This window comes from Salmonella sp. 741265073_HBA (genome assembly GCF_046569105.1).
Taxonomy (GTDB): domain Bacteria; phylum Pseudomonadota; class Gammaproteobacteria; order Enterobacterales; family Enterobacteriaceae; genus Salmonella; species Salmonella enterica.
Window position 1 is genome coordinate 123,828 of sequence record NZ_JBKFRY010000005.1, and the last position, 17,813, is coordinate 141,640.

Below are 17,813 nucleotides of genomic sequence, written 5' to 3' on the forward strand. Positions count from 1 at the left end.
AACCAATCATGCGTGACATATACGCTCGCAGCGGGCGTGTTATTCAATAAGGTATTGTTTTTCATGTTTTTTAATGGTTTCAGGTTGTATGGGTGGTATGCCAATTCGTGGCCGATTTTTCTAATCAAATCACGCTTTTGTGAATCGTAAAATTTATCCTGAGAAACTAATTTTATAACTAATTGATAAATAAATTATTTTTATTCATTGGCTATTAGTCAGCATACCGAGATGAAGAATCCGGTGCCGTGAGTGTGATCATATTCACGGATTTTGGTATGCTGTTTAAGCAGAATTGGTAAACAAAACAGGAGTGGGAAAAATTCATGGACACTATAGCTCGCCAGTTAGACGCAGCAAGGCACCAATTCAAAACGACTTATTCACGTCAGGGAATGGAAGTCAACATCGTACATATTGGATTTGGCGCCTTTCACCGTGGTCACCAGGCGGTTTATAACGATCTCACGAATGAGATAACCGGCAACCGCTGGGGGATTTTTGAACTAAATCTGTTCGGCGATGCGGAGCTGGTGGATGCGCTAAATGCGCAAGAGGGGCTGTTTTCAGTGGTGGAAACGTCAGCCAGCGCCATCAACAGTCGCCTGGTTCGTACCGTCACCGGCGCGTTGCATACGCCGAAGTCAGGTATTCAGGCGGCGATCGAGAAGCTAACTGAGCCGCAGGTAAAAATTGTTTCGTTGACGATAACGGAAAAAGGTTACTGCACCGATCCGCGGTCCAGAACGCTCGATCTCAGCCATCCGCTCATCAAACACGATCTTGCCGATCCTGAACATCCCCGCTCAGCACTCGGACTGATCGTCGAAGCGCTACGGATACGCCGCCAGCAAGGGCTTCCCCCGTTTAGTGTACTGTCGTGCGATAACATTCCGGAAAACGGTCATTTGACCAAAACGGCGATCGTTACGTTTGCCGATAATCTCGATCCGCAACTGGCGGCCTGGATAGCGAAGCATGTCACCTTTCCTGGCACCATGGTCGATCGCATCGTGCCGGCAATGACGCCAGAGCAATTTGACATGATTAAAGACCAGATCGGTTTTGCCGATCCCTGCGGCATCGTATGCGAGGATTTCCGTCAGTGGGTTATCGAAGATAATTTCGTTGCCGGTCGTCCTGACTGGGATAAAGCAGGGGCGATGTTCGTCTCGGACGTGCTTCCCTATGAAGAAATGAAACTTCGTATGCTGAATGGCAGCCATTCGTTTCTCGCCTATAACGGCAGCCTGGCTGGATATGAGTTTATCTATCAGTGCATGGAAGACGACGCTTTTAAAACCGCCGTACATCATTTAATGACGGAAGAGCAGGCAAAATCGCTGCGCCCGAATTTGGCGGTAGATGTACATCAATATGCGCAGTTGCTCATTGATCGATTCAGCAACCCGAATATTAAACATAAGACCGGACAGATTGCGATGGACGGTTCTCAGAAGCTGCCTCAGCGGGCCGTCGATCCTTATCTGACGCTCCAGGCGCGCGGTGTTAAGGGCAGGGCGTTAGCGACGCTGATTGCGGGCTGGCTCCATTACGTCATTAATACACTCTCTCAGGGGCAGAGCGTGGCCGACCCGCTCAATGATACCTTCAATGCGGCTATTAAAAATAAAAACACGCGATGGGAACAAGCGCTGTCTTTGCTGCAGATAAATAGCATCTTTGGAATGCTGGCCGGCGACAACGCAGATTTTTTAAACGACATTCAGCAGGCCTTTAACCATATTGAATTACATGGCGTCATGGCCACCATTCACCTTTTATCTTCAAAGGGTTAAGTATGAAAACGCTTATCTGTAATAATCCGGGAAATATCGAATACATTGAAAGAGATATTCCTCATTTAAAAGACGATGAAGTACTGTTAAAAATTAAAGCGGTTGGTATTTGCGGCACCGATATCCATGCGTTTGCCGGTCGCCAGCCCTTTTTTGCCTATCCGCGCGTGCTGGGTCATGAAATTTGCGGCGTGGCGGAAATGTTGGGTAAATCGTGCAGCACGGCGAAGGTCGGCCAACGCTATAGCGTTATTCCCTGTATTCCTTGCGGCGCTTGCGCAGCCTGCCGGGAAGGAAAAACCAACTGCTGTGAGAACGTCTCGCTGTATGGCGTTCACCAGGACGGCGGCTTTAGCGAATATCTGGCCGTTCGTGAACAAAATCTGGTTGAACTGTCGGATAACCTCACCGACAGCGCGGGCGCGCTGGTTGAGTGTTTCGCCATCAGCGCCCACGCAGTACGCCGCGCTGACGTGAAGCCGCAGCAAAACATTGTGGTGGTCGGCGCCGGGCCGATTGGGCTGGCCGCCGCCGCGATAGCAAAAGCCAAAGGCGCTCGCGTCGCGGTAGCTGATATTGACGCCGAACGCCGTCGTCTGGTAGCCGAAAAGGTAGGCGTTGCAACGCTCGATCCGTCGTCAGACGACTATATTGATGCGCTGAAAGCCTGTTTCTCCGGTGAATTAGCCGGCACTGTGCTTGATGCCACCGGCAATAAATCCTCCATGAGCCGCGCTGTCGATCTGATTCGTCACGGCGGAAAAATCGTCTTCATCGGGCTGTATATCGGCGAGCTCGTCATTGACGATCCGACCTTCCATAAAAAAGAGACCACGCTATTGAGCAGCCGTAACGCGACGCGGGAAGACTTCGAATGTGTCATTGAGCTAATGGCTCAGGGCGCTATTAGCGAAACAATGATGAAAAACCAGGAATTCGATTTCTATACGTTCGGCAACCAGTACCAGAAGAACGTGGTAGAAAACAAAAAATTGGTTAAAGGCGTTATCAAATTTTAATAGCGGGATAGTTATGTCAACAATATTAGTCAAAGAAAATGAATTGAAAGCGCTGGCGTTTAATAAACTCACCCAGGCGGGCCTTGACGCGCAAACGGCGCAGCAGGTAGCCGACGTTTTGGTTCATGCCGATATTACCGGCGTTCACTCCCACGGCGTTATTCGCGTAGAGCACTATTGTACCCGCCTGAACGCAGGCGGGCTCAATCCAAAAGCAACATTCAGCATTGAACAGATTTCGCCTTCTGTCGCTATTCTGGACTCTGATGATGGAATGGGACACTGCGCGCTGATAAAGGCGACAGACCACGCTATTAGTCTGGCAAGAGAGACGGGGCTGGGCTTCGTCAGCGTCAAAAATACGTCCCACTGCGGCGCGCTCTCGTGGTTTATTGAGCAGGCGACAAGCCAGGGAATGGTGGCTATCGCCATGACGCAAACGGATACCTGCGTTGCGCCGTATGGCGGCGCGGAGCGCTTTCTGGGGACTAACCCAATCGCCTTCGGCTTCCCCGTTAAAGACAGCCATCCGATGATCGTCGATATGGCGACCAGCGCCATTGCGTTTGGTAAAATTCTGCACGCCAAAGAAACCGGGAAACCAATAGGTCATGGTCTGGCGCTGGATAAAGAGGGACATATCACTACCGATCCGCATAAAATTGAAAATCTGCTGCCCTTTGGCGGACACAAAGGTTCTGGTATTGCCCTGGCGATTGATGCGCTCACGGGCGTCCTGATGGGGGCAAACTTTAGCAACCATATTGTTCGGATGTATGGCGACTATGACAAGATGCGCAAGTTAGCGAGTCTGGTTATCGTTATTGATCCGCAGATGTTGGGCAATCCGCTGTTTTCCTCAATAATGAGCACAATGGTCAATGAGCTAAGGGCTGTAAAACCGATGCCCGGTGTTGATAAAGTGCTGGCGCCAAACGATCCGCAAATCGCCTATAAAGAAAAATGTTTAAAAGAAGGTATTCCTGTGGCTGAAGGTATTTACCAGTACCTGATTGGCTGATAATTATAATCACGACCATTATTTAGGATAACTATAGTATGCTATATGGAAATATAGAGCAGCTTACTTTATTACCTTACGTTAACCACATTATTAAAAAACTTATCATCGAAGCGGTGAAGATAGCTGAAGATCAGCCTGCTGGTAGATATGAACTTTCTTTCCCGGAGTCATTTCTTATGATAAGCGAAGGAGAAACACACTCTTCGTTAAACCGCAAAGCTGAACTTCATAAAAAATATATCGATGTTCAGATTTTACTAAGCGGTTATGAGGAGATTGGCTATTCCAACAAAATTGATACCAGGATAAAGGAGCTTGAGCATCTTCCTGATGACATCATCTTTCCTGAATGTGTCGCTAATGAGCAGTTCGTTACATTAAATCCTGGCGATTTCGCGCTTTTTTATCCCAACCAGGTCCACCGTCCGCTTTGTACGCGTGGTAAACCTGCGCCGGTTAAAAAAGCGATTGTGAAAATTCCGGCCACGGCATTTAGCGAGTCAAGCTCGTCTTGTCAGGCGAAGGAATAAAGAAAGCGCTAAATGCAATTCAGGAAGAGACCTTCAAGTCATCCTGAATTACAGCCAGAATGAATAAGGTGGCACTTTTCGGACTTCAGAGCCTTTTCGCGTTGAGGCTAATCGCGGAAAGGCTTTTTACGTTCTGTAAAAAGAGGATGCGGGGTCTCCCCGGTAAATAAGTGAAAATGATACAAATCGATTTTGATGTTATTTTTGTTCAATCTGAATAATATGGTCTTTTACACGGAAAGTGATTGGCGAGGTGTTATGAATCATATTTTTAAATTCGCATTTATTTTTATTATCAATATTATATTTTTAATAAATGCTTCAGCAACAACGATGGACAAAGATAAATTTGTGGAAGCGAATGGTATCAAAATTCATTACGTTGAAGAGGGCGAGGGGCCTCCGCTGCTGTTGATTCACGGTGGTGGTCTGACGGCGAAAAGCTGGCAGGGATTAGCGAAAGAGGCATCTCGATATTTTCGTGTCATCATGCCGGACAGTCGTGGACATGGATTAACCAATAACCCGCAAGGAACGTTTAGCTATGATCTGATGGCGGAAGATATGGCGGCTTTTGTTAAAGCGCTGAAGCTGGAAAAACCGCTGGTGATGGGTTACAGCGATGGCGGCATGGTCGTTCTGAAGTTAACCAGCCGATACCCGGATCTAGCGCGCGCTGCTATCGTCGGCGGCGCAACGCATCGCTTTGCTACGGTTCATTACATGCAGGGGATGGAAATTTTTTATGGTAAAGGAATGCCTCAGGGGCAATTGACGGATCGCGATCTGGATAAAATGGCTTCGGATGCGCCCAGGATGGTTAAATTTTATCAGAACATGCATCATCCAGAGCAAAAAGACTACTGGCGCACGTTCCTCAAAGGTGTCTGGCCAATGTGGACAACGCCCACATCGCTGACGGAAGAAGAGGTGAAAAAAATCCACATTCCTGTGCTATTACTGGACGGCGACCGGGATGAATTTTTCACCGTTGAAGAAGTTACCGAGCTGTACCGGCTGCTGCCTCAGGCGGAGATGACCCTCATTCCCGGTAGCGGTCACGCCATTTTCCAGACGCCAGGAAAAACACCGCTGTTTTACGCATTAGTGCTTGAGTTTTTACAGCGGCAAATCCCTAAGGCCTCTTAACTGACCGCGATGGACGTATGAGTCTACTGATTTGCGCTGGATATATATTTTTTTCGGGCGTTGTCTACTGTACCTGGCTAAACTGACTTCAATAATGCGGTCTGTCAGAGTAAACTTTGAGCCGTAAACAAATTCAAACCCTTCCTCGTCGGGCCTAACGACGCGGGAGGGTTTTTTTATATTGACTAAGAAGAGGTTTTTGCCATGAGCACCTTAGGTCATCAGTACGATAACTCACTGGTTTCTAATGCGTTTGGTTTTTTACGTCTGCCAATGAACTTCCAGCCGTATGACAGCGATGCCGACTGGGTGATCACTGGCGTACCGTTTGATATGGCAACGTCCGGTCGCGCTGGCGGTCGTCATGGCCCGGCGGCGATCCGTCAGGTGTCGACCAACCTCGCCTGGGAACATCACCGTTTCCCGTGGAATTTTGACATGCGCGAGCGCCTGAACGTCGTAGACTGCGGCGATTTAGTGTATGCGTTTGGCGATGCCCGTGAAATGAGCGAAAAATTACAGGCGCACGCTGAAAAACTGCTGTCTGCAGGCAAGCGTATGCTCTCTTTCGGCGGCGACCACTTCGTCACGCTGCCGCTGCTGCGCGCCCACGCGAAACATTTTGGCAAAATGGCGCTGGTACATTTTGACGCGCATACCGATACCTACGCTAACGGCTGCGAATTCGATCACGGCACGATGTTCTACACCGCGCCGAAAGAAGGCCTGATCGATCCGCATCATTCGGTACAGATCGGTATTCGCACTGAGTTTGACAAAGACAATGGCTTTACCGTGCTGGATGCCTGCCAGGTCAACGATCGCGGCGTGGATGATATTCTCGCTCAGGTGAAACAGATCGTCGGCGATATGCCGGTCTATCTGACCTTTGATATCGACTGTCTGGACCCGGCGTTTGCGCCTGGCACCGGTACGCCGGTGATCGGTGGTTTGACCTCCGATCGCGCCATTAAGCTGGTACGCGGTCTGAAAGATCTGAACATTGTCGGTATGGATGTAGTGGAAGTCGCGCCGGCTTACGATCAGTCAGAGATCACCGCTCTGGCGGCCGCGACGCTGGCATTAGAAATGCTCTATATCCAGGCGGCGAAGAAGGGCGAGTAAGTTGTTTTGCCGGATGGCACTGCGCTTATCCGGCCTACGCTTACCGGGCCTGTGTAGGCCGGATAAGGCGTTCACGCCGCCATCCGGCACTGTTCGGGGATTATTTGATCCCGTCCGCGCTCATACGATCGCGCACATGCTGTGCGCGTGCGGCGGACGCCGGGTGATCGTCGAACATTGAGCTTTGACGACCCGCTTCCAGTTTTGCCAGTTTCTCAAAGCTGGTAGCGAGTCCTGCCGGACTGATACCGCGTTTGCGCAACAGATCGTAAGAATAATCATCCGCTTCGGACTCCTGACGCTGAGAGAACTGCGAGTTCACCAGTTTTTCGCCAAGATCGCCAAGCTGTGATTGCGACAGGCTGCCGACAACGCCTCCTGCCGATGCCGCCGCGACGCGCACGGCGTTAGTGCCCAGCGCGACCTGCATCCCTTTCTTTACATGACCCAGCGCGACATGGCCCATTTCATGGCCGATCACGGCTTCAACTTCGTTGTCGGTCATCATATCCATCAGTCCGCTGTAGACGCGGATACAACCGTTCGCCATGGCAAACGCGTTGACGTCTTTCGTCTCGTAAACCTTATAGTTCACCGGCTGGCCGTTAATGTTATCCCCCAGCGCGGCGGCAATTTTTGTCAGTCGTTTAGCGTATTCGCTGCTCGCCGACGCGATTTTCGCTTTGCTGTCGAGCTCTTGACAGGATTGATCGCTCAGCGCTTTTACCTGCGCATCGCTTAACGTATAGGCCTGAAAAGCTTCAGCGCCCGAAGAAAGCAGTCCATTAGAGTCCATATTCTGGCAACCGGTCAGCACCGTCGCCATGCCCAAAGCAAGCAGTAAAGCGCGAATTTTCATTTTTCTCTTCCATACGAATTAATATTATTTTGAAATGCGCCCGTTGCAGATGAATTAGCGCCTGGGTTAAGTATAAAGAAAAGCGTGGCAGGCAAGTTAGCTAATTGCGCAACATGCGAGCACGATCCGGAGATTTCTGAAGCGGTAAAAGGATGTTCCATGTACATGACGCGCGGCTTGGGGTAAATTGTTGGCAAATTTTCCGGCGTAGCCCAAAACGCGCTGTCGTCAAGTCGTTACGGGCATGGCCTTTCAACATCCGATCTGGAGTCAAAATGTCCTCACGTAAAGAGCTTGCCAATGCTATTCGTGCGCTGAGCATGGACGCAGTACAGAAAGCCAAATCCGGTCACCCGGGTGCCCCGATGGGTATGGCTGACATTGCCGAAGTCCTGTGGCGTGATTTCCTGAACCACAACCCGGCCAACCCGTCCTGGGCCGACCGCGACCGCTTTGTGCTGTCCAATGGCCACGGCTCAATGCTGATTTACAGCCTGCTGCACCTCACCGGCTATGACCTGCCGATGTCCGAACTGCAGAATTTCCGTCAGCTACATTCAAAAACCCCTGGTCACCCGGAAGTGGGCTACACCGCTGGTGTTGAAACCACTACTGGCCCGCTGGGTCAGGGTATTGCCAACGCCGTCGGGATGGCGATTGCCGAGAAAACTCTGGCGGCGCAGTTTAACCGTCCTGGCCACGACATCGTTGACCACTTCACCTATGTCTTTATGGGCGACGGCTGCATGATGGAAGGCATTTCTCACGAAGTGTGCTCTCTGGCTGGTACTCTGAAACTGGGCAAACTGATCGCGTTCTATGATGACAACGGTATCTCTATCGATGGTCACGTTGAAGGCTGGTTCACCGATGACACCGCGAAACGTTTTGAAGCCTACGGTTGGCATGTTATCCGTGGCATTGACGGTCATGATGCCGACGCCATTAAACGCGCCACGGAAGAAGCTCGCGCCGTGACTGACAAACCGTCCCTGCTGATGTGCAAAACCATCATCGGTTTCGGTTCGCCGAACAAACAGGGTACCCACGATTCCCACGGCGCGCCGCTGGGCGACGCGGAAATCGCGCTGACCCGCGAACAGTTGGGCTGGAAATACGCGCCGTTCGAAATCCCGTCTGAAATCTACGCCCAGTGGGATGCGAAAGAAGCCGGCCAGGCGAAAGAATCCGCATGGAACGAGAAATTCGCGGCTTATGAGAAAGCCTTCCCGCAGGAAGCTGCTGAATTCACCCGTCGTATGAAAGGCGACATGCCGGCTGACTTCGATGCGAAAGCGAATGAATTCATCGCTAAACTGCAGGCTAACCCGGCGAAAATCGCCAGCCGCAAAGCGTCCCAGAATGCCATCGAAGCCTTCGGTCCGCTGTTGCCGGAATTCCTCGGCGGCTCTGCAGACCTGGCACCGTCTAACCTGACCCTGTGGTCCGGTTCTAAGGCTATCAACGAAGACGCAGCGGGTAACTACATTCACTACGGTGTGCGTGAATTCGGTATGACCGCTATCGCCAACGGTATCGCCCTGCACGGCGGTTTCCTGCCGTACACCTCCACCTTCCTGATGTTCGTCGAATATGCCCGTAACGCAGTGCGTATGGCAGCGCTGATGAAACAACGTCAGGTGATGGTGTACACCCACGATTCCATCGGTCTGGGCGAAGATGGCCCGACGCACCAGCCGGTCGAGCAGGTGGCAAGCCTGCGCGTAACGCCGAACATGTCCACATGGCGTCCGTGTGACCAGGTGGAATCCGCAGTGGCGTGGAAATATGGCGTAGAGCGTCAGGATGGCCCAACCGCGCTGATCCTCTCCCGTCAGAACCTGGTGCAGCAGGAACGTACTGAAGAGCAACTGGCGAATATCGCCCGCGGTGGTTACGTACTGAAAGATTGTGCGGGCCAGCCGCAGATTATCTTCATTGCGACCGGTTCAGAAGTTGAGCTGGCGGTTGCCGCTTACGAAAAACTGACTGCCGAAGGCGTGAAGGCGCGCGTGGTTTCCATGCCGTCCACCGACGCGTTCGACAAACAGGATGCGGCTTACCGTGAATCCGTGCTGCCGAAGGCGGTCTCTGCGCGTGTGGCGATTGAAGCGGGTATCGCTGACTACTGGTTCAAATACGTCGGCCTGAACGGCGCTATTGTCGGGATGACCACCTTCGGTGAATCCGCCCCGGCAGAGCTGCTGTTTGAAGAGTTTGGCTTCACGGTGGACAACGTGATCGCCAAAGCGAAAGCGCTGCTGTAATCCTTAATACGGCATGAAACGGGTCGCTTCGGCGACCCGTTTTTTATTCCCCCTTTGACAACCTGCCGTTTTCCAGCCGTACCACCCGTGAAAAATGACGCCGGGTAAACGCAGTGTCATGGCTAATCGCCACGACGCTGGTTCCCCGTGCCCGGCATGTCGCCAGCCAGTGTTCAAATACGGTTAGCCAGTGGGCGTCAAAATCCCGGCTGGGTTCATCCAGCAATAACACAGGCGGCGCCATCGCCTCCAGACTGGCGACCGCCACCATCCGGCGCTGCGCGGCGTGCAGATCGAGCGGGTGCGCCTCGGCGACGTCCGTTAGCTGACATAACCGCAGCGCGGCCTGCGTGCGCCGTGAAATTTCCTCCGCCGATAAGCGTTGTAGTTTCAGCCCAAAAGCGACCTCTTGCGCGACATTGCTGTGGAAAATCTGGTTTTCCGCTTCCTGAAAGAGTACGCCGATAGCGGCGGCGCGTTGACGATTTTTAAGCTGCGCAATCGGCTCTCCATTAAGCGTTACCGAGCCGGAAGCGGGGGAAAGCAGGCCGGCCATAATCCGTAACAGCGTTGATTTTCCCGCGCCGTTATCGCCGGTCAACGCCAGCCATTCGCCGTCACGAAGTTCAAGCGAGATAGCGTGCAGACAGTCGGCTGCGGCATCCGGCCAGCGATAAGCGACCTGATTTAACGTCAACATAATGGGGTTAGCGCTCCGTCGCGCAATTGCCATACCCGCTGGCATCGCGTCAGAAAAGGAAAATGGTTACGCTCAAAAAGCACAATGAGAGAATGACGTTCCAGCGCCCACTGTTGTAGCCGTTCCAGCAGTGTCCCGGTGGCCGCTGAGGTCAGTCGACTGAAGGCTTCATCAAGAACTAATAGCCTGGGCTGCATGGCAAGCGCGCTGGCAATCACTACCCGCTGCGTTTCGCCGCCGGAGAGCGTGCCGGGATGGCGATGGCGTAACGACTGGCAGTTTGTCAGGGTTAGCGCCTCGTCAATGCGCCGTAGAATTTCCGCTTCATGGAGGCCGAGATTCTCCGGGCCAAACGCCACCTCTTCCTCTACGCTAAAGGTACAGCCGGAAAGCTGTAAATATGGCGATTGCTGCACCAACTGGATGGTGGGCGACTGTTCTACCAGCGGGAGCCGCCCGATAGGGACGCCAAGCAGTAAGCCTGTGCCGTCAATATCGCCGGGAAGATAATCCGGATACCAGCCAGCCATCAGTTGCGCCAGCGTACTTTTTCCGCTGCCGTTATCGCCGACTATTGCCACTATTCCGGGTGTTGAATAGTGGAAATCAAAACATGCCGGCGGGCGTGTCGCATCGGACGGAAGATAACGAAACTGCTCTAACGTAACCATATCCATACTCCCGCTTCCGCCAGTATTAGCAGTACCATGCCATACCGCGCAACCCGTTGTAACATGCTATCTTTCGGCGCCCACAGCGTGGTTCGGGCTCGATGCAGCCGAAACCCCCGCATATCCAACGCCGCGCCGCGTATTGTCAGATCGTTAAGCGCATTTTGCGTAAGCGGCACGATCAGCGCAGGCATAGCCCGTAGCCGCTGATACCAGCCTTCATCCAGCGGTACGCCACGCGCGCGCTGGGCTTCATAAACGATCGTCAGTTGTCGTTTGAGCTGTTCGACGACCAGCAGCGGGCCAGCGAACAGGTAAGCGATGCCGGGGGGCAGACGTGAAGCGAACAGGGCGCGAATAAACCGCTGAACCGGCACATACTGCATCCATAGCTGCGACGTCGACACGATCGCCAGCAGGCGTAGCCATAGCGTAACGGCATATATCCAGCGCTGCGGATCGCGAGGCTGCCCGCTTATCCATTCCGTTAGCCAACCGCCATGTACCAGCCATAGCCCAAACCCTAAAGACAGCATCAGCCAGGCGACATACTTCGCCCGCCGCCGCGTTGATTTCAGCGCCAGCAGACAGAGGAAGGCCGCCGCGCTATAAACCGGGAGCACGGTCTGCGCAGGGAGTAGCAGCGTGGTGCAGGCCGCCAGCGCCCATAAGGTTAACGAGGTAAACGGATGCATTTAGCGTACGGCTGACATCGCAGGAAAATGCCGTGTCGTACGTAACGGTAGCTGACGCAGCAGCACCCAAACGATGATCGCCGTCAGAATTTTATCGACCAGATTAGCGCCTATGACGGTAATCGCGACTGACTCTACCAGGTTTTGGCCCATTGAATGCATCCAGGCGACGAACAAATCAGCGCCGCTGCCGGTAACGCCGCCAAAAAGCGCGGTACGAAGCGGTACGGCGACCAGCGTCACCGCTAACGTAATGACGACCCCGCTGACGATCACCTTGGGCAGGGTACGAAACCAGCCTGCGCGCGCCAGCCACCCGGCGACCAGACCGATAACCATCGCTACCGGGGCAAACGCGGCAGCGATAGGATCGGTAAGCAGCCCCCACAGCAAGTTGGTCAGAAGCCCAGTCAACATGCCGATGAACGGCCCTAACAGTACCGCACTAATTAAGGTGCCGATCGAGTCGAGAAAAATAGGCAGCTTCAACATGCTAATAAGCTGTCCGCCAATCATATTGATGGCAATAGCGATGACAATCAGCACCAGAGACTGGCTGGAAAACGGGCGACGCGCCATAAAGTACCTCTTAAAGAGTCGTCAATTAACGGGAAGAAATATGCAGTTCGTCATAACCGGAAATGGCGCACGGTTGACGGCTGAACGTCAGCGCTGGCAGCTCGCCGATAACCAGCTCCAGCGTGGTACGCACGGTACACCCTGGCATCATATGGCCGCCGAGCATGGCCCCGTAGGGATCTGATACCGCGAGATGTAGATGCTCGCCGGTCAATTCAAGCGTGCCGTTTAGCGAGATAACTTCAAACGTGCCGGTGAGCGATGTGGTCGCCTCTTGCCCGGCATAACGCAGCGCAACATCGGCCAGACTGCCGGTACACCCTGCAATCCAGGCGGCATGTAATTGGTTCTGTTGCACAAAGGCGTGTAATTGGGAAAACACTTCCTGGCCGGGAAGCAGACGAAGCGCGTAAAAGCGCGCTGTAGAGGCATTGTGGTGAGATACAGTCATCGTTACAGGACTCCGAGACTCGGACGTGGCGCTGATAATATAGACGCTGGCAGCAGCGCTTTCTGATATAAATCAGTATTTGTGACGCGGCGATGAAAAGATCTGACGGATGTACTGGTGATTCTTAAATATGGAATAAATTGCAGCGTAAGCGGCCATGAAATGTGATGCAGGTCAGATAACTGTCTTCTTCGACTGGACAAACATTCCTTTTATTCCCCGTTTCGCTTATTCTAGCTGAAGCGTTTCAGTTAATTAAATGTTCGACAATTAACCAATCAGTCGCAGTTTGCGACAGGTGAGGTTTTACTCGACGATGAGCTGCATTACTCTGTCAGCCTCATCTGAATCGGGATAGCCTTGCAGGAGACCTATGACCGTACGCATAGCGATTAATGGCTTTGGTCGCATCGGGCGTAACGTGGTTCGTGCTTTGTATGAATCCGGACGTCGGGCGGAAATTACCGTGGTGGCCATCAACGAGCTGGCGGATGCCGCAGGCATGGCGCATTTGTTGAAATACGATACCAGCCACGGGCGTTTTGCATGGGAGGTTCGCCACGAGCGCGAGCAGCTTTTTGTCGGCGACGATGTCATTCGTATTCTGCATGAACGAACGCTGGCGGATCTGCCGTGGCGCGAACTGGGCGTGGATGTCGTGTTGGATTGTACGGGCGTATATGGCAACCGGGAGCATGGCGAGGCGCATATTGCCGCTGGCGCGAAGAAAGTGCTCTTTTCTCATCCGGGCAGCAACGATCTTGACGCCACCGTCGTTTTTGGCGTGAACCAGAACCAACTGCGTGCGGAACATCGTATTGTCTCAAACGCGTCCTGTACCACGAATTGCATAATCCCCGTCATTAAATTGTTGGATGATGCTTACGGCATCGAGTCTGGTACCGTCACGACGATCCACTCCGCGATGAACGATCAGCAGGTGATCGACGCGTATCACTCCGATCTACGGCGCACGCGCGCGGCCAGCCAGTCGATTATCCCGGTAGATACAAAACTGGCGGCAGGCATTACGCGTATATTCCCGCAGTTTAACGACCGTTTTGAGGCGATTGCCGTGCGCGTTCCAACCATTAATGTGACGGCGATCGATTTAAGCGTGACGGTGAAAAAACCAGTAAAAGCCAGTGAAGTCAACCAGTTGCTGCAAAAAGCAGCACAAGGTGCATTTCATGGTATAGTTGACTATACGGAATCACCGTTGGTCTCGATAGATTTTAACCACGACCCGCACAGCGCCATTGTTGATGGCACGCAAACCCGGGTCAGTGGCGCCCACCTGATCAAGACGCTGGTCTGGTGCGATAATGAATGGGGCTTTGCTAACCGGATGCTCGACACCACGTTAGCGATGGCCGCAGTTGGTTTCAGGCTCGACGCGTCAGCGTCGACAAAACTTTAAGCATCATTGAGAGGATTCACCATGTCTGTAATTAAGATGACCGATCTGGATCTGGCCGGGAAACGCGTTTTTATCCGTGCGGATCTGAACGTACCTGTTAAAGAAGGGAAAGTGACCAGCGACGCGCGTATCCGCGCCTCTCTGCCGACCATCGAACTGGCTCTGAAACAGGGCGCGAAAGTGATGGTAACCTCCCACCTGGGTCGTCCTACCGAAGGCGAGTACAACGAAGAATTCTCTCTGCTGCCGGTTGTTAACTACCTGAAAGACAAACTGTCTAACCCGGTTCGCCTGGTCAAAGATTACCTGGACGGCGTTGACGTGGCCGAAGGTGAGCTGGTGGTTCTGGAAAACGTTCGCTTTAACAAAGGCGAAAAGAAAGACGACGAAGCGCTGTCTAAAAAATATGCCGCCCTGTGTGACGTATTCGTGATGGACGCCTTTGGTACTGCGCACCGCGCGCAGGCTTCTACCCACGGTATCGGCAAATTTGCTGACGTCGCGTGCGCAGGCCCGCTACTGGCCGCTGAACTGGATGCGCTGGGTAAAGCGCTGAAAGAGCCGGCTCGTCCGATGGTGGCTATCGTTGGTGGTTCTAAAGTATCTACCAAACTGACCGTTCTGGATTCCCTGTCTAAAATCGCTGACCAGCTGATTGTCGGCGGCGGTATCGCCAATACCTTCGTTGCCGCTCAGGGCCACAGCGTCGGTAAATCCCTGTACGAAGCTGACCTGGTTGACGAAGCAAAACGTCTGCTGACCACTTGCGATATCCCGGTTCCGACCGATGTTCGCGTTGCCACTGAGTTCTCCGAAACCGCACCGGCGACTCTGAAATCCGTTAACGACGTGAAAGAAGACGAGCAGATCCTGGATATCGGCGATGCTTCCGCTCAGCAGCTGGCTGAAATCCTCAAGAATGCCAAAACCATTCTGTGGAACGGCCCGGTTGGCGTGTTTGAGTTCCCGAACTTCCGTAAAGGGACTGAAATCGTGGCAAATGCCATCGCTGATAGCGAAGCGTTTTCCATCGCTGGCGGCGGCGACACCTTGGCGGCAATCGACCTGTTCGGCATTGCTGACAAAATTTCCTACATTTCTACTGGCGGCGGCGCATTCCTCGAATTCGTGGAAGGTAAAGTTCTGCCAGCCGTAGCGATGCTCGAAGAGCGCGCTAAGAAGTAATCGTTACGGGCAGGGATTCCTGCCCGTTGATTTATTGCCGATCTGACATTCAGGGCGGCCCGTGTTTTTTCCCAAAGCCCGACGATACAGGACAACGAAACATGTCTAAAATTTTTGATTTCGTAAAACCAGGCGTGATCACTGGTGATGACGTACAGAAAGTGTTCCAGGTAGCAAAAGAAAACAATTTTGCTCTGCCGGCAGTTAACTGCGTGGGCACTGATTCCATCAACGCTGTTCTGGAAACCGCTGCAAAAGTTAAAGCACCGGTCATCGTTCAGTTCTCCAACGGCGGCGCTTCCTTCATCGCGGGTAAAGGCGTGAAAACTGACGTACCTCAGGGCGCGGCAATCCTGGGCGCTATCTCTGGCGCGCATCACGTTCACCAGATGGCTGAGCACTACGGTGTTCCGGTTATCCTGCACACTGACCACTGCGCGAAGAAACTGCTGCCGTGGATCGACGGTCTGCTGGACGCGGGTGAAAAACACTTCGCGGCTACCGGTAAACCGCTGTTCTCTTCTCACATGATCGACCTGTCTGAAGAGTCTCTGCACGAAAACATCGAAATCTGCTCCAAATACCTGGCGCGCATGTCCAAAATTGGCATGACTCTGGAAATCGAACTGGGTTGCACCGGTGGTGAAGAAGACGGCGTGGACAACAGCCACATGGACGCTTCTGCCCTGTACACCCAGCCGGAAGACGTTGATTACGCGTACACTGAGCTGAGCAAAATCAGCCCGCGTTTCACCATTGCCGCTTCCTTCGGTAACGTACACGGCGTTTACAAGCCGGGTAACGTGGTTCTGACCCCGACCATTCTGCGTGATTCTCAGGACTATGTTTCTAAGAAACACAACCTGCCGCACAACAGCCTGAACTTCGTTTTCCACGGCGGTTCCGGTTCTACTGCTCAGGAAATCAAAGACTCCGTAAGCTACGGCGTAGTGAAAATGAACATCGATACCGATACCCAATGGGCAACCTGGGAAGGTGTTCTGAACTACTACAAAGAAAACGAAGCGTATCTGCAAGGTCAGCTGGGCAACCCGAAAGGCGAAGATCAGCCGAACAAGAAATACTATGACCCGCGCGTATGGCTGCGTGCTGGCCAGACTTCGATGATCGCTCGTCTGGAAAAAGCATTTAAAGAACTGAACGCGATTGACGTTCTGTAATGTAGTCTGTTGATTAAAATGGCTTCCCTCGGGAAGCCATTTTTTTATCGTTATTTCCGGAGAGCGGCGTTAACGCTTTCATCCGGCCAACTCACAGTGTGCCTGCCTTTTTGGGGATGATGCCGAAAAATGGCATATTCCTCTGTTTTTGTTTACCTTTAAAAAGTTCTTTTCGTGAGAATGATCTCATTTGCTTGTTTTGCTATGACCAAGGAATATTGAATGGAAGATTTGAATGTTGTCGACAGCATAAATGGTGCGGGCACCTGGCTGGTACGCAACCAGGCGTTATTGCTCAGCTATGCTGTGAATATTGTTGCGGCTATCGCTATTATCATCATCGGCTTGATTGTAGCGCGCGTGATCTCCAATACGGTAAATCGTCTGATGCGTGCGCGTCATATTGATGCGACAGTGGCCGACTTTCTTTCTGCGCTGGTGCGCTATGGGGTTATCGCTTTTACGCTGATTGCGGCTCTGGGTCGCGTGGGGGTTCAAACCGCCTCGGTTATTGCCGTACTGGGCGCCGCCGGTTTAGCCGTTGGCCTGGCATTACAGGGATCGCTTTCTAACCTTGCGGCTGGGGTATTGCTGGTTATGTTCCGTCCGTTCCGCGCCGGTGAGTATGTCGATTTGGGCGGCGTTGCCGGTACGGTACTGAACGTGCAAATCTTTTCCACGACAATGCGCGCGGTAGACGGCAAAATTATTGTGATTCCGAATGGCAAAATTATCGCGGGAAATATCATCAACTATTCTCGTGAGCCGGTTCGCCGTAACGAATTCATTATTGGGGTGGCCTACGATTCGGATATCGATCAGGTGAAACAGCTGCTAACGACGATTATCGAGTCCGACGATCGTATTTTAAAAGATCGCGAAATGACGGTACGTTTGAATGAGCTGGGCGCCTCATCAATTAATTTTGTGGTGCGTGTCTGGAGTAAAAGCAGCGACCTGCAAAATGTCTACTGGGACGTGCTGGAACGTATTAAACGTGAATTCGACGCCGCTGGTATTAGCTTCCCGTACCCGCAGATGGACGTCAATTTTAAACGCGTGAAAGATAACGCCGCGGACTAATTTTCCTCCCGCGCTGCCTGCCGGTGCTGCGCTTATCCGCCTCCAGTATTCTCTGGTTATTGAGCGGATAAGCGTA

Annotated in this window: 17 protein-coding genes; 11 read left to right on the forward strand and 6 right to left on the reverse strand. The window is 52.6% G+C overall.

Annotation, left to right across the window (positions count from 1 at the left end):
- The first annotated feature begins 326 nt into the window (after positions 1-326).
- From ACLD3P_RS09520 to speB, 6 genes are all read left to right on the forward strand, one after another.
- On the forward strand, positions 327-1,799 hold the full coding sequence (locus tag ACLD3P_RS09520; RefSeq protein WP_131046535.1) for a mannitol dehydrogenase family protein: 1,473 nt from the start codon (positions 327-329) through the stop codon (positions 1,797-1,799).
- A 2-nt stretch (positions 1,800-1,801) separates the two neighbouring features.
- On the forward strand, positions 1,802-2,818 hold the full coding sequence (locus ACLD3P_RS09525) for a zinc-binding alcohol dehydrogenase family protein (RefSeq protein WP_000853913.1): 1,017 nt from the start codon (positions 1,802-1,804) through the stop codon (positions 2,816-2,818).
- A gap of 13 nt (positions 2,819-2,831) precedes the next feature.
- Positions 2,832-3,839: an Ldh family oxidoreductase gene (locus tag ACLD3P_RS09530; protein WP_000104231.1), complete on the forward strand. Its 1,008-nt coding sequence runs from the start codon at positions 2,832-2,834 to the stop codon at positions 3,837-3,839.
- Between the two features lie 38 nt (positions 3,840-3,877).
- Positions 3,878-4,372, forward strand: coding sequence for a YhcH/YjgK/YiaL family protein (locus ACLD3P_RS09535; RefSeq protein ID WP_023199499.1), 495 nt, complete (start codon positions 3,878-3,880; stop codon positions 4,370-4,372).
- Between the two features lie 192 nt (positions 4,373-4,564).
- Positions 4,565-5,521, forward strand: coding sequence for an alpha/beta fold hydrolase (locus tag ACLD3P_RS09540; RefSeq protein WP_131046534.1), 957 nt, complete (start codon positions 4,565-4,567; stop codon positions 5,519-5,521).
- 204 nt (positions 5,522-5,725) lie between these two features.
- Positions 5,726-6,646, forward strand: a complete 921-nt coding sequence (gene speB / locus ACLD3P_RS09545; RefSeq protein WP_000105550.1) for an agmatinase — start codon at positions 5,726-5,728, stop codon at positions 6,644-6,646.
- 100 nt (positions 6,647-6,746) lie between these two features.
- Here the strand turns inward: speB and ACLD3P_RS09550 are convergent, their stop codons facing one another.
- Positions 6,747-7,505: a M48 family metallopeptidase gene (locus ACLD3P_RS09550; RefSeq protein WP_411006283.1), complete on the reverse strand. Its 759-nt coding sequence runs from the start codon at positions 7,503-7,505 to the stop codon at positions 6,747-6,749.
- 275 nt (positions 7,506-7,780) lie between these two features.
- Between ACLD3P_RS09550 and tkt the strand changes: the two genes are divergently transcribed.
- Positions 7,781-9,772 (forward strand): transketolase, encoded by a 1,992-nt coding sequence (tkt, locus tag ACLD3P_RS09555; protein ID WP_131046533.1) that lies wholly within the window; start codon positions 7,781-7,783, stop codon positions 9,770-9,772.
- A gap of 43 nt (positions 9,773-9,815) precedes the next feature.
- On the opposite strand, the gene ACLD3P_RS09560 is transcribed toward tkt, so the two are convergent.
- The 5 genes from ACLD3P_RS09560 to ACLD3P_RS09580 are packed head-to-tail and all read right to left on the reverse strand — an operon-like array spanning position 9,816 to position 12,868.
- A complete protein-coding gene (locus tag ACLD3P_RS09560) occupies positions 9,816-10,472 on the reverse strand; it encodes an ABC transporter ATP-binding protein (RefSeq protein WP_131046532.1) in 657 nt (218 codons plus the stop codon).
- Positions 10,466-11,143 carry an ABC transporter ATP-binding protein gene (locus tag ACLD3P_RS09565; protein WP_001517914.1) on the reverse strand — a complete coding sequence of 226 codons (678 nt, stop codon included), beginning with the start codon at positions 11,141-11,143 and terminating at the stop codon, positions 10,466-10,468. The genes ACLD3P_RS09560 and ACLD3P_RS09565 overlap by 7 nt, the downstream gene beginning before the upstream one ends.
- Positions 11,131-11,838, reverse strand: coding sequence for an energy-coupling factor transporter transmembrane component T (locus tag ACLD3P_RS09570; RefSeq protein ID WP_001527987.1), 708 nt, complete (start codon positions 11,836-11,838; stop codon positions 11,131-11,133). The genes ACLD3P_RS09565 and ACLD3P_RS09570 overlap by 13 nt, the downstream gene beginning before the upstream one ends.
- Positions 11,839-12,417 carry an ECF transporter S component gene (locus ACLD3P_RS09575; protein ID WP_000124001.1) on the reverse strand — a complete coding sequence of 193 codons (579 nt, stop codon included), beginning with the start codon at positions 12,415-12,417 and terminating at the stop codon, positions 11,839-11,841. It lies immediately after the preceding gene.
- Between the two features lie 25 nt (positions 12,418-12,442).
- Entirely contained in the window at positions 12,443-12,868 is a 426-nt protein-coding gene (locus ACLD3P_RS09580) for a PPC domain-containing DNA-binding protein (protein ID WP_000218562.1), read from the reverse strand.
- Between the two features lie 373 nt (positions 12,869-13,241).
- Between ACLD3P_RS09580 and epd the strand changes: the two genes are divergently transcribed.
- The 4 genes from epd to ACLD3P_RS09600 all read left to right on the forward strand — a co-directional run bounded on the left by epd (position 13,242) and on the right by ACLD3P_RS09600 (position 17,737).
- Positions 13,242-14,288, forward strand: coding sequence for an erythrose-4-phosphate dehydrogenase (epd, locus tag ACLD3P_RS09585; RefSeq protein WP_000218338.1), 1,047 nt, complete (start codon positions 13,242-13,244; stop codon positions 14,286-14,288).
- A gap of 21 nt (positions 14,289-14,309) precedes the next feature.
- Positions 14,310-15,473, forward strand: coding sequence for a phosphoglycerate kinase (pgk, locus tag ACLD3P_RS09590; RefSeq protein ID WP_000111274.1), 1,164 nt, complete (start codon positions 14,310-14,312; stop codon positions 15,471-15,473).
- A 101-nt stretch (positions 15,474-15,574) separates the two neighbouring features.
- Entirely contained in the window at positions 15,575-16,654 is a 1,080-nt protein-coding gene (gene fbaA / locus ACLD3P_RS09595) for a class II fructose-bisphosphate aldolase (RefSeq protein WP_000034386.1), read from the forward strand.
- A gap of 222 nt (positions 16,655-16,876) precedes the next feature.
- Complete coding sequence (locus ACLD3P_RS09600) at positions 16,877-17,737, forward strand: small-conductance mechanosensitive channel MscS (protein WP_131046530.1); 861 nt, start codon at positions 16,877-16,879, stop codon at positions 17,735-17,737.
- Positions 17,738-17,813: the final 76 nt, after the last annotated feature.

Bases quoted from the DNA above. Each gene is read 5' to 3' on its own strand.
- ACLD3P_RS09525 (WP_000853913.1), top strand. From the start codon at position 1,802: ATGAAAACGCTTATCTGTAATAATCCGGGAAATATCGAATACATTGAA.
- ACLD3P_RS09580 (WP_000218562.1), bottom strand. From the start codon at position 12,868: ATGACTGTATCTCACCACAATGCCTCTACAGCGCGCTTTTACGCGCTT.
- ACLD3P_RS09575 (WP_000124001.1), bottom strand. From the start codon at position 12,417: ATGGCGCGTCGCCCGTTTTCCAGCCAGTCTCTGGTGCTGATTGTCATC.
- epd (WP_000218338.1), top strand. From the start codon at position 13,242: ATGACCGTACGCATAGCGATTAATGGCTTTGGTCGCATCGGGCGTAAC.
- speB (WP_000105550.1), top strand. From the start codon at position 5,726: ATGAGCACCTTAGGTCATCAGTACGATAACTCACTGGTTTCTAATGCG.
- ACLD3P_RS09535 (WP_023199499.1), top strand. From the start codon at position 3,878: ATGCTATATGGAAATATAGAGCAGCTTACTTTATTACCTTACGTTAAC.
- tkt (WP_131046533.1), top strand. From the start codon at position 7,781: ATGTCCTCACGTAAAGAGCTTGCCAATGCTATTCGTGCGCTGAGCATG.
- fbaA (WP_000034386.1), top strand. From the start codon at position 15,575: ATGTCTAAAATTTTTGATTTCGTAAAACCAGGCGTGATCACTGGTGAT.
- ACLD3P_RS09530 (WP_000104231.1), top strand. From the start codon at position 2,832: ATGTCAACAATATTAGTCAAAGAAAATGAATTGAAAGCGCTGGCGTTT.
- ACLD3P_RS09565 (WP_001517914.1), bottom strand. From the start codon at position 11,143: ATGGTTACGTTAGAGCAGTTTCGTTATCTTCCGTCCGATGCGACACGC.
- ACLD3P_RS09570 (WP_001527987.1), bottom strand. From the start codon at position 11,838: ATGCATCCGTTTACCTCGTTAACCTTATGGGCGCTGGCGGCCTGCACC.
- pgk (WP_000111274.1), top strand. From the start codon at position 14,310: ATGTCTGTAATTAAGATGACCGATCTGGATCTGGCCGGGAAACGCGTT.
- ACLD3P_RS09560 (WP_131046532.1), bottom strand. From the start codon at position 10,472: ATGTTGACGTTAAATCAGGTCGCTTATCGCTGGCCGGATGCCGCAGCC.
- ACLD3P_RS09550 (WP_411006283.1), bottom strand. From the start codon at position 7,505: ATGAAAATTCGCGCTTTACTGCTTGCTTTGGGCATGGCGACGGTGCTG.
- ACLD3P_RS09520 (WP_131046535.1), top strand. From the start codon at position 327: ATGGACACTATAGCTCGCCAGTTAGACGCAGCAAGGCACCAATTCAAA.
- ACLD3P_RS09600 (WP_131046530.1), top strand. From the start codon at position 16,877: ATGGAAGATTTGAATGTTGTCGACAGCATAAATGGTGCGGGCACCTGG.